The following is a 12,416-nucleotide window of genomic DNA, read 5'->3' on the forward strand; positions in this document are numbered from 1 at the left end:
CGCCATTGGCACGTGAAAATCAACAACAATAACGTTAGATGGTTAACCGAATCTAAAGATAGCAATCCAAATTGAACAACCTCAGTTTTTTGAAAAACCGAGTTTTTCAGAATCGACTAATTAAGTGCTTGTATTAGCTCATTAAGGTATTATCAAATATACGAGTTTTCTCTTTGAGATAATGTATGTTTGATATTCTTGCTTCGCACATCAGCTGGTTGCATCTAGCCTTAATTGGCGGCGGTGCTTTTGTCACTTTTCCTTGGTATATCATCCAAAAACAACGGCTCAGCTCGCAACTAAACACTTTAGAACAGCGCCTCGTTGAACACGTTGAGCGCTCTGCTGATTACGCCGAGCAAGTAAAGCTATTACAGGCTGAAAAATTACAGTTACATGGCAATTGTCAGCAATATCAAGCGCGTTTAAGTGAAAAACAACAGCAAGCTAATCAATATCATCAGCTGTGGCAGCAAAGTGAAAAATCTCTGGTACAAAGCACTGAAAAATCCCACTGTTTAGAAATCGAATTAACTGATCTTAAAACTACGCTTGAGCAAAAGCAGCAAGCATTTGATGCGCAAATTGAACAACTAGAAAAATCTAAAGCTATTTTAAAACAAGAGTTTGAAAATATAGCGAATCAGATCTTTGAAGAAAAGACAGCTCGCTTTAACAACCAAAGCCAAGAGCGAATCAGTCAGTTGTTGCAGCCAGTACAATCCGATCTAAAGGGGTTTCGCGACAAGATGGAGGCGATTCACAGTGAAGAGCTTAAACAACGTGCTTCTTTAAGAACTGAGCTTATGCATCTGCAAGCGAATAATAAAACAATCACTGAGCAAGCGAATAAATTAACCACGGCATTACAAGGGCAAAAGAAAACCCAAGGTAACTGGGGAGAGTTGATGCTTGAGAATGTACTTGATAGTGCAGGTCTAAGAGCTGGATTTGATTATAAAAGAGAGGTTTCTTTTAGCACTGAGCACGGCAAGTTTCGTCCCGATGTGATTGTGTATTTACCACAACAGCGTCACTTGGTGATTGACGCTAAAACGTCTTTAAACGCTTATACCCGTTATGTTAACTCAGATAACGACGTCAGTGCCAAAGACGCACTGATTGAACATTGCCAAGCGGTGCAAGCAAGAATAAAAGAACTTGGTGATAAATCTTACGAGCGTTTGCCTGGACTTAACTCTCCAGAGGTGGTGATTATGTTTATCCCTGTAGAGTCTGCTTTTGTTGAAGCGATTAAGCATAATCCCAATCTATATCAGCAAGCCCTAGATATGAATGTTTTAGTGGCTACACCCACCACGTTGCTCACGAGCTTGAATATTGTTAAACAACTATGGAAGTTTGAAGAACAAAGCAAGCACAGCAGAGAGCTTGCGTTGCGGGCTGAAAAGTTTTACAACAAATTAAATGCATTCTTGCACAGTATGGATGGCGTTGGAAAACAACTAGATAAAGCAAAAGAGAGCTATGACAAGGCGTTTAGTCAGCTATACAGCGGAAAAGGCAACTTAATCAAGCAAGCATCTGAATTTAAAGAATTAGGGGTGTCGGTAAGTAAGTCTTTACCTGAAGAAGTTGTCGAGAAGTCTCGCTTGGAACTAGAGTAATGTTAACCCCCTTTACAGGGGGTTAAATGTTTACATTAAGCTAGATTAGGATTTTCACACTTGGCAGACAGACCTTTACGAGGAGAGTCAACAAATAAGTTGATATACAGGTTGTAATCACTGACATCTCGCCAAACTTGACTGTTTGTTGAAGGACACAAGGAATTCTTTATATATTTTGATACCTGTACGTCGCTCATTGCTAGTTCTGTCGGCATTTTTATCTGCACGTTAATATCAGAACTCGTAAATTTGGCATCGTAAAACTCCCAGCTACCCATAATGAACTGCTTCGAAAAGTGTCTGGTTATACGATCTTTTTGCGCCTTGTTTAACGTTGAAACTGCGTCTTGCTGAATATTATCTAGATAGTATACCCATAGTGTTGCTACAACAAAAAAACCAAGAATGAGTATGGCTATTATCGACTTATTATCGTCACTCTTCTTTAATTGAGCTTGCTTCTTTCTTTGACGTGTTTCGACAACTTTGGCCCAATCTCCGTGTTTCATAGTATGTTGTGTCATTTTTCTTTCCTCTAGTGCGTAAGGCTATTTAAGCGAATAAATGTGGAAGAAAAATGGAGTATCTATTAGTTGTTAATTGGTTGGACCAGAAGTAAGCGAATGAAGCTCCACTTATCTCTCTGTTCGGATAAACAAACCTGTTAATAGCACTATTTTGTCACTTAACAAGCGTGTCCCATCTCAAAGCGTTTATCTAAACCTAAAGTTAGTTAAATATTGATCTATAAGACTGTTTGGAAATGACAGGATGTCTGTAACGTACTGTTATAAACGAAAATATGTACTTTGTTTCTTTTTCTATAAATCTATTCTGCTTGAGATCAGAATTTTACTAAGCTAGTTTTATGTAATTTGTGACGCAGCTAAAATGTATGAGGTGATTGCTCTTGGCTTATAAAAACTTTGTCTTAGATAGCAATAAATAAAGGCGGTTGACATCGTATTTATAATTATAGAAGTAATATATCAACTGAAAAAGAGACAAACTGTAAAGGGGGTTTACAAAATTGTTTTTTATTCAATAATAAGCATTTATGACAAAGTAGTGTCAAAGAGTTAGTAAAATTTTGGTTTATCGGTTTTGAGTTAGTAAAATTTCGGTTTATTCAGAGACTCAGTTAGTAAAATGATGCTCTGGGGAACGTTTAGTTAGTAAAATTTTGTTCTCGTATGCGCTGTTATGCTCATAAATATTAGAAAAATAATAACAATTTACGGAATGTAACTATTTCTTTGAGTAATTTAATGGTTGATAAAGCGTTTAAGCTATCCCCGAGGCTGATTTGGTAAAAATCTGATCTCACATAGAGGCTAAGATATAAAAAGAAATAGAGGGCCTTGCGACCCTCAATATGCGTTAATTGGTTTAGAACTGGTTATTATTAGAATTGATTCATGGTGTTAGCTTCGCCTCCTGCTTTTAAGGCATTCTCACCAGAGAAATATTCTTTATGCGTATCACCAATATTTGAACCTGCTAGGTCTTGGTGTTTAACCGATGCCTGCTCACGTCTGATTTCTTGTCTTTGCACATCACGTACATAAGCGAGCATCCCTAAGTCGCCAAAATACCCTTCAGCCAAAATATCTGTGCTCAAGGCTGCGGTATGGTAAGTAGGTAATGTGATCAAGTGATGGAATATTCCAGCTTCGCGAGCACCATCACGTTGGAAGTTCTTAACTAATTCATCCGCCGCTGCAGCTAATTCAGAGTTATCTAACTGTGGATCCATCAGTGCTTTTGGATCTTGGCTTGGTTCTGGGTATTGTGTCAGATCTCGGCCCTCTTGCTGCCATTGCGTGTAAACCTGCTCTCTGAATTTTAATGTCCAGTTGAATGATGGCGAGTTGTTGTAAACTAATTTGGCGTTAGGAACTTGTTCTTTAATGCGATTCACAAGCTCAGCAATTTGACTAACATTTGGCTTTTCAGTTTCAATCCAAAGCAGATCTGCACCAGAATTTAGACTGGTAACGCAGTCTAAAACAACTCGGTCTTTTTCTGTACCTTCTTTAAACTGATATAAGCCGTTATCTAAACGCACAGGCTTACATAGTTGGCCATTTAGTTTAATTGCCATTTCCCCATCGTTTAAGTCATCGGCTGAGTTAACGGGAGTGGTATCTAAGAACGCCGTATATTGACTGGCTAAATCGCCAGGTTTTTTCGATACAGGTATTTTTTGTGTAAGGCTTGCGCCCAAAGAGTCGGTGCGTGCAACAATAATTCCGTCTTCAACGCCAAGCTCTAAAAAGGCATATCTAACCGCATTGATTTTTGCCAAGAAGTCTTCGTGTGGCACTGTTACTTTACCTGCTTGGTGACCACACTGTTTCGCATCTGAAACTTGGTTTTCTATTTGGATAGCACACGCTCCAGCCTCAATCATTTTTTTAGCGAGTAGGTACGTGGCTTCTTCATTACCAAATCCAGCATCTATATCTGCGATAATTGGCACAACATGGGTTTCAAAATTATCTATTTTGTTGATGATCGCCTGAGTATCTGCGCCTGTTGCTTTAGCTGCGTCAAGTTCACGATATAGGTGATCCAGCTCTCTTGCATCCGCTTGTTTTAAAAAGGTGTAAATCTCTTCAATCAACTTCGGTACAGAGGTTTTTTCATGCATACTTTGGTCTGGTAATGGGCCAAACTCAGAGCGTAATGCGGCCACCATCCAGCCACTTAAATAAACGTATGAGCGCTTTGTGGTTTTTTGATGACGCTTAATAGCCATCATCATTTGCTGAGCAGTAAAACCATGCCAGCAGCCAAGAGATTGCGTATATTGGCTGTTATCTTGGTCATAGGCAGCCATATCTTCTCGCATAACTTTGGCAGTGTATTTAGCGATATCTAATCCCGTTTTAAAGCGGTTTTGTAGATTCATACGGTTAGCAAATTCAGGATTAATAGATTGCCAAGTTTTACCGTTTGCTTGGCATAGTGTAGAGAATTTATCGAGCTGTGATTGATAACGAGTCATAATTAAAATCCTTCGAACGGGTTAGCTATATTTTTAGTTGTGAGAGTTGCGCACTGACGCTTGTCGGCGCTTAATTACACACTAGGCCCGAAACTTAGATTTTTTAAATTTATAGTTATTATTGTGAGTATATTTTTGGTGAATGAGTAAAGGGGTTTGTTTTATCGGTAAATGCGATAAGGTTATTTAAAACCCGTTCAAAAACTCGACTTAGGACCATTGTTATGCAAGCTAGTGTGCAAGAGGCCGGATTAACCATAGATCAGCGGCTACATGACTTTATAAATCAACAGGCTTTACCGAATACTGGCATTGATCCAGGGGTATTTTGGCAAGGTTTTGCGTGTATTATCGATACCCTTTCGCCACTTAATAAAGCGCTGTTATCGAAAAGAGATTTACTGCAGCAGCAGATTGATGCCTACCACCAAAAACACACCCTATGGAACAAAGAGCAATATCGGACATTTTTGGAAGATATTGGCTACTTGCATCCAGAGCCAAAGGACGTTTGCATTGACACTGAGCTAGTAGAACCTGAAATTGCGCTGACAGCCGCGCCACAGCTTGTAGTTCCCGTAAGTAACGCTCGATTTGCACTTAATGCCGCTAATGCCCGCTGGGGATCTTTATACGATGCCTTGTATGGTACAGATGTGCTCAGTGAGGATGAGGGCGCAGAAAAAACAACAAGTTACAATCCAGTGCGCGGTTTTAAGGTGATGGCTTATGTTAGGCAATTTTTAGATAAGGCACTGCCTTTAAGTCATGGCTCGCACATCGAAAGCACCAACTATTCTATTGTTGATGGACAATTATTAGTAACCCTCAATGACAGCACCCAGGTAACGCTAGCAGATGAAACACAATTTGTTGGCTATCAAGGCCAAGCACAAAATCCCAGTGCTATTTTGCTCAAACATAACGATTTGCACATCGAGATCCAAGTCGATCCTCATCATCTCATTGGCCAAGCTGATAAAGCCGGTGTGAAAGATGTTTTGTTGGAGTCTGCATTAACAACCATCATGGATTGTGAAGATTCAGTCGCTGCTGTCGATGCTCAAGACAAAGTCTTGGTATATCAGAATTGGTTAGGGTTGATGCAAGGCACGTTAAGCGAGTCCTTCAATAAGCAAGGTGAAAACATCACTCGAACGCTCAATACGGATCGGATCTACACAAGTAAAGATACGGAGCGAATAATGGTTAAAGGTCGCAGTATGATGTTTGTGCGTAATGTTGGCCATTTAATGCAAAATCCAGCGATATTGGATAAGCAGGGTGAACAAGTATTTGAAGGGATCATGGATGCAGTGATCACCTCTCTGTGCGCCTTACACGATCTTAAAGGTAATAGCACAGTACATAACTCTAGCGTGCAAAGTATTAATATCGTAAAGCCCAAAATGCATGGTCCTGAGGAAGTTGCGTTTACTGAGCAGCTATTTTGTGAAGTTGAAGCACTGCTTAAGCTGCCAGCCAATACGATAAAGCTTGGAATTATGGACGAGGAGCGTCGCACATCGGTTAATTTAAAAGCGTGTATTGCCCAAGCAAAATCTAGAGTTGTGTTTATTAATACTGGCTTTTTAGATAGAACCGGAGATGAGATCCACACCTCTATGTTTGCAGGTCCAGTTCTACCAAAAGCGCAGATCAAATCTCAACCTTGGATCACAGCGTATGAAAACCGTAACGTTGATATTGGTTTAGAGTGTGGGTTTAGTGGCAAAGCACAAATTGGTAAAGGTATGTGGCCTATACCAGATAAGATGGCTTTAATGATGGAACAAAAGCAATCTCACCCAGAATCCGGTGCAAATACCGCTTGGGTACCCTCTCCTACTGCCGCTACGTTGCATGCAATGCACTACCACTATGTAGACGTGTTTGCGAAGCAACAAGCGTTAATGTCACGGCAAAAGGCTGCTTTAGATGATTTACTGACACCGCCTCTTCTGCTCGATACTGAGCTCAGTAAAGAAGATATTCAAGTTGAGCTTGAAAACAATATTCAAGGAATTTTGGGATATGTAGTGCGTTGGATTGACCAAGGTGTTGGCTGTTCAAAAGTACCAGATATAAACCATGTGGGCTTGATGGAAGACAGAGCGACACTACGTATTTCTAGCCAACATATTGCCAATTGGTTGATGCATGGCATTTGTACAGAACAACAAGTACGCGATACCTTTGTGCGTATGGCACAAATAGTTGATAGTCAAAACCAACACGACCCTCACTATCAACCTATGGTTTGTGACGCTTGTACACTTTCAGATAACCTGGCTTTTCAGGCTGCGCAAGCGTTGGTTTTTGAGGGTGCAAAGCAACCTAATGGTTACACAGAGCCTTTATTGCATGCTTATCGATTAAAATATAAAGCGCAAGCACATTAATAAATTAAGCGCTTTATGAACAGCTAGACACTTGTCTGGCTGTTTGTATTTTAGGGGCGAAAATGCTTGCATAATATTTAATATTAACCAACTATGAAAAGCGCACATTAGGATACGGAACTGGACATATGCTTTTCAAAAAACGCTTACTATCTCTGTCTTTGCTCACTGTGAGTATACTGTTTAATACGACAACACAGGCCAATTCAGTGGTTATCAATTTAGAAGAACAAAGTTTTGCACAGCTACAGCAGCTGGTTGACGATAAAAAGATAACCTATCAGCAAATTACACAGTTCTACCTTTCGCGTATCGCTGAGCTGGATGATAGCGGTCCAACGCTCAATGCCATTATCAGTTTCAATGAACAAGCTTTAGAAATCGCAAAGCAAAGAGATGCATTACATGGGGTTAATGAACCACATAGTTTGCTATACGGTATGCCAATTGTTTTAAAGGATAACATTGAAAGTGCAGACAATATGCCCACTACAGCTGGAGCCATAGCGCTTGCTAATAACTATGCTCAGCAAGATGCTTTGCTGGTTGAAAGACTTAAGCAAGCCGGGGCCATTATCTTGGGTAAGGCAAATCTCAGCGAATGGGCCAATTTTAAGTCAACGCAAAGCTCTAGCGGTTGGAGCGATGTAGGGGAACAAACCAAAAACCCTTATGTGCTCAATCGCACTCCTTGTGGCTCAAGTTCTGGTTCTGCCGTTGCTGTTGCGGCAAATTTAGCGGTTGCAGCAATTGGCACTGAAACCGATGGTTCGATAACATGTCCAGCCGCACATAACGCGTTAGTTGGGCTTAAGCCAACTGTGGGGCTTGTATCTGTAAACGGTGTTGTGCCTTTATCACATTCTCAGGATGCACCAGGACCGATGGCTCGTAGTGTACAAGATGCCGCTGTATTACTTGAGGTGTTAACAGGCTCAGAGCCAAATCACTATCAAAAACATTTAATTAAGAAAGGGTTAAAAGACAAGCGCATTGGTATTGTACGCAATATCAGCGAGTTTAATACCGTTGCAAGTAATGCATTTACCCAAGCATTAGAGGTACTCAGTAATGAAGGTGCTACGTTGGTAGATAACCTGGTACTGGATTATCAAGAAGAGCTCTCACAAGCAGAGTTTGATATTTTACTGTATGACTTTAAACATGATGTTAATCAATACTTAGCGAATACACCGAAGCAAGTTAAGGTGAAATCACTCGCTGAACTGATTAAGTTTAATGAGGCTCAGCCAATCAGTTACTTTAATCAAGGTTTACTAGAAATGGCTGAACAAAAAGGTAATTTGCAAAGTGAATCATATATCGCTGCTAAAAAATTAGTTGCTGAAAAGGCCAGATTAAAAGGCATTGATGCGTTAATGGCTGAGCACAAACTGGACGCCATAGTTGCTCCAACAAATGGCCCTGCATGGGTAATTGATACCCTCAATGGTGACCACTATACCGGTGCAAGCTCAAGCCCTGCAGCTATTGCTGGTTACCCTAGTATTACCATTCCCATGTCTTTTTATCGAGAGCTACCACTGGGTATTTCGTTTTTTAGTGGTGCCAATAATGAAGCCATGCTCATTGAGATTGGATATGCGTTTGAACAAGCAACGAGGGTAAGAAAGCCTCCGCAGTTTATTCCCAGCATTGATGAATAAGCCCTGTGTTAACCCCCTTTACAGTAAATAAGAATTTATAAAATAAGGAATAAAAATGATAGAAACTCCAAAGCTATTACTGAGAAAAATCACTTTGCAAGATTGGCCGTTATTTTTAAAGCTACACAAAGATGAGAGAGTAATGCGATGGGTTTCTGATACCTTGGATGAACCTTCGATCCATGAGAAATTCATGCAAAGATATGAGGACACTAGCACTTGGCATAAGGAGTCGCCATGTTGGTTGACCTTGGTTGTTGTAGATAAACACACTGGGAATGAGGTTGGGCTGCACGGCTTTTATTCTCAGTGGTCACCCTATCAGCAGGCGGAAATAGGCTTTTTACTGTTACCCGAATATCAAGGAAAAGGATATGCCAAAGCTGCTACGCAAGCTGTGATCGATTTTATCTTGAAAGATTGCAGCTTTCATAAAGTGATTGCCACTGTATCTGAGGGGAATATTGCGTCCTTTTCATTGTTAAAATCTCTTGGCTTTACGCATGAAGGCACATTAAAAGACAACTTTAAAATTGCTGACCAATGGATAAACGATCAAAAGCTTGCTTTGATCGCAAATAATTGACCCTGCTTTGTTTATGAGATTCTATTTAGACTTAGTTCGCAAAATGAAATGGAGTCCAGATGAAACAAAGTTTAGTTGCAATAGCAGCAAGCTTAATGATGAGCAGCGCTGTTGTTAACGCAAAGCCTCTAGAATTGGAAGATGTATTTAATCTTGAGTATGCAAATCAAATTGAATTTGGCCACGATGCTGAGCTGGTTTATTTTGTGCGTAACCGCATGGACATCAAAACAGATAAAAAGGTCAGCAACATCTGGTCGGTAAATACAAAGAATAAACAATTATTACCAGTTACAAGCGGCGTGCATAATGACTATTCACCCGTGTTATCACCAGAGGGTGATCGCTTGGCGTTCATTTCGACTCGTGATGGTAGCAGTCAAATCTACGTTAAGTGGTTAGTGTCTGGAGCGGTGGCAAAAATAAGTAATTTAACCCAGTCTCCCAGAGCTTTAAGCTGGACGCCTGATGGCAAGCACATTGTGTTTAGTCAATTTGTCCCTGAGGCGGCTAAAACGCCGGTTAGCCTAAAAGGTAAACCCACTGGGGCAACTTGGGCGACACCTCCTATTTTTATTGACGATGTATTCTATCGTGCTGATGGCGCGGGATATAGCAAACCTGGCTTTACGCATATTTTTAAGATTGATGCCAATGGTGGTAACGCGCAACAGTTAACTTCAGGGCGCTACAACCATGGCGGCGATGTTAGCTTTAGTAGTGATGGTAATACATTATACTTCTCTGCAAATCGCCACCCTGAGCATGAGTTAAAGATCACCAATTCAGAAGTGTATGCGCTTGATATGGCATCATTGGAGATCAAAGCACTAACGGATAGAGTGGGACCAGATTTTGAGCCAAAAGTATCACCGAATGGACGTTTTCTTGCTTATCTTGGCTATGATGATAAGCGCACAAATTATGAAAACGCCAATATTCACTTGATTGATCTGGAAAAAGGCGACAGTCGCATTTTAACCGAAGAGCTCGATCGCAGCGTGGCAAGTATCCAATGGGATAGTCAAAGCCGCGGCTTATATTACAGCTATGACTCTCAAGGTAAAACGGTTGTTGCTCATCAACCACTTAATGGAAAAGCAAAGATCATTACCGAAAAAGTGGGGAGTGTCTCATTTGGGCGCCCTTATTCTGGAGGGGATTTCGATGTAAGTGTCAAAGGTGATGTTGCATTTACAATGGCAGATACTCAAAGGCCTGCTGATGTTGGTTTGGTACAGCGTGGTAAAACTCAGCGGTTAACCGAGCTAAACGAAGATGCTTTGGCTAGCAAAACGCTAGGTAATGTTGAAGAGATCTGGGTGAAGTCTAAGCATGATCAATTAGATGTCCAAGGTTGGATAGTCTATCCGCCAAACTTTGATGAAACCAAGAAATACCCTCTGGTGCTGGAGATCCACGGTGGACCTGTTGCGAACTATGGACCTCATTTCAGTGCCGAAGCACAATTGTTCGCTGCAAAAGGTAACGTAGTGCTGTATATGAACCCGCGAGGCAGTGATTCTTACGGAAAAGCATTTGCGCAAACTATCCACCACAATTATCCAAGCAATGACTTTGATGATTTGATGACTGGTGTTGATGCCGTTATTAAAAAAGGCTTTATCGATGAGTCGCGTTTATTCGTCACGGGAGGTTCTGGTGGCGGTGTACTAACAGCTTGGATTGTTGGGCACACAGATAGATTTGCCGCGGCTGTTGTTGCAAAGCCCGTTATTAATTGGTTTAGCTTTGTATTAACGGCGGACTTCTACCCGTTTTTTGCTGATTATTGGTTCCCTGGTAAGCCTTGGGAACATACTGAGCATTATATGAAGCGCTCACCTATCAGTTATGTGGGTAATGTTAAAACGCCTACTATGTTGCTCACGGGAGATGCCGATTATCGCACGCCAATTTCTGAGACTGAGCAATTCTATCAGGCGCTAAAACTGCAAGGTGTAGAAACGGCGATGGTGAGGATCCCTGATGCCTCGCATGGGATCACTGCAAGGCCATCTAACTTGATGAATAAAGTAGCATATATTCAATGGTGGTTTGATAAACATAGTAACAAGTAACGTTTGTACTGAGATTATCGTTACAAATGCCAGCTCAATGCTGGCATTTTTTATAAATACTGTCCTATTCTTAACACATCCATTGATAGTGCTTGGTGGTTGATTTGTTTGCGTGCGTACTCAAAGCGGTGGTGCTTTTGTTTTGGTTTTTTGCAAGCTTTTATCTTTTTGCTGTGCAGCTATATATTGATGATGAACATGACTTTTCGGTTTATCGAGGGCTAAACCCCGTAAACAATACTGGAAATAATACCAATAAACTGATCCTCGATTTGCTCCCAAATGGTAAAGTAACCTTTGTTCCTGCCAGTCATCCCCGTGCTTTAAAGGATATGCGCACCACTGAAAACGTGATCTGTATGACCAATAAGGTTAAAAATCAAGAACGTCTAGCAGAGTTTTTATTTAGCTATCCTGTCAACATCTATTTGAGTCGACGTTTGTATCAGCATTCATCTGAGCTACCCTTGTCTGAATCGGTGCTAACCGAAAACGGGGAAGTAAAGTCTTTAGAGGCACTCTTTACGTTTTACAAAGATGCTTTGATAGCATTCACGCCAACATTATCTTATGGCCCATTTTTCGATAAGCAATTTGCCAAGGTTAAAAACACAAATAAGGTTTTTTTAGCAACTAGTAATCCATTTGCCGAGATGTACCACTTGTTTAAATCAAAGCGAGCTGACTTTTTACTTGAGTATCCATCCGATATGCATCTGTTTTTAAAGGAAGACTCAGCAGATTATCGCGGCTATGATGTTGCTGATGCCCCCCGTTACATACTAGGGTATTGGATGTGTAACAATAATGCTCGAAGCAAGGCGTTTCTAGCGTTACTAAATTCGCTGATTATAAAAATATATCATTCAGACGCATTTTACGATGCACACTTAAAATGGCTGCCTGAATCTTCTAAAAAGCAGACTAAGGCATACTTAGATGAGTTGATCAGGTTACTGACGTTTCATGATCTCAACGAGTATCGAGATACTAGCACTATTACAGATGAATAATTGCGCGGTTCTATAGTGTATAAATG

General features: G+C 40.7%; 8 protein-coding genes. 6 read left to right on the top strand and 2 right to left on the bottom strand.

Going from position 1 to position 12,416, the window contains the following annotated elements:
• Positions 1-185 precede the first annotated feature (185 nt).
• A complete protein-coding gene (gene rmuC / locus HC733_RS06355; protein ID WP_190364215.1) occupies positions 186-1,628 on the top strand; it encodes a DNA recombination protein RmuC in 1,443 nt (480 codons plus the stop codon).
• A gap of 35 nt (positions 1,629-1,663) precedes the next feature.
• Here rmuC and HC733_RS06360 read toward each other — a convergent pair whose 3' ends face one another.
• Positions 1,664-2,155: a hypothetical protein gene (locus HC733_RS06360; protein WP_190364216.1), complete on the bottom strand. Its 492-nt coding sequence runs from the start codon at positions 2,153-2,155 to the stop codon at positions 1,664-1,666.
• 881 nt (positions 2,156-3,036) lie between these two features.
• Positions 3,037-4,641 (bottom strand): isocitrate lyase, encoded by a 1,605-nt coding sequence (locus HC733_RS06365; RefSeq protein ID WP_190364217.1) that lies wholly within the window; start codon positions 4,639-4,641, stop codon positions 3,037-3,039.
• Between the two features lie 224 nt (positions 4,642-4,865).
• Here HC733_RS06365 and HC733_RS06370 point away from each other — a divergent pair, with 224 nt between their 5' ends.
• The 5 genes from HC733_RS06370 (at position 4,866) to HC733_RS06390 (ending at position 12,390) form a co-directional block, all read left to right on the top strand.
• Positions 4,866-7,043, top strand: a complete 2,178-nt coding sequence (locus HC733_RS06370; protein WP_190364218.1) for a malate synthase G — start codon at positions 4,866-4,868, stop codon at positions 7,041-7,043.
• A 128-nt stretch (positions 7,044-7,171) separates the two neighbouring features.
• On the top strand, positions 7,172-8,710 hold the full coding sequence (locus tag HC733_RS06375) for an amidase (RefSeq protein ID WP_190364219.1): 1,539 nt from the start codon (positions 7,172-7,174) through the stop codon (positions 8,708-8,710).
• A 55-nt stretch (positions 8,711-8,765) separates the two neighbouring features.
• Positions 8,766-9,296 carry a GNAT family N-acetyltransferase gene (locus HC733_RS06380; RefSeq protein ID WP_190364220.1) on the top strand — a complete coding sequence of 177 codons (531 nt, stop codon included), beginning with the start codon at positions 8,766-8,768 and terminating at the stop codon, positions 9,294-9,296.
• Positions 9,297-9,355: 59 nt separating this feature from the next.
• Positions 9,356-11,377 (top strand): S9 family peptidase, encoded by a 2,022-nt coding sequence (locus tag HC733_RS06385; protein ID WP_190364221.1) that lies wholly within the window; start codon positions 9,356-9,358, stop codon positions 11,375-11,377.
• Positions 11,378-11,514: 137 nt separating this feature from the next.
• A complete protein-coding gene (locus tag HC733_RS06390; RefSeq protein ID WP_238937468.1) occupies positions 11,515-12,390 on the top strand; it encodes a hypothetical protein in 876 nt (291 codons plus the stop codon).
• The last annotated feature ends 26 nt before the right edge of the window (positions 12,391-12,416 follow it).

Source organism: Pseudoalteromonas sp. S16_S37 (genome assembly GCF_014694405.1).
Taxonomy (GTDB): Bacteria; Pseudomonadota; Gammaproteobacteria; order Enterobacterales; family Alteromonadaceae; genus Pseudoalteromonas.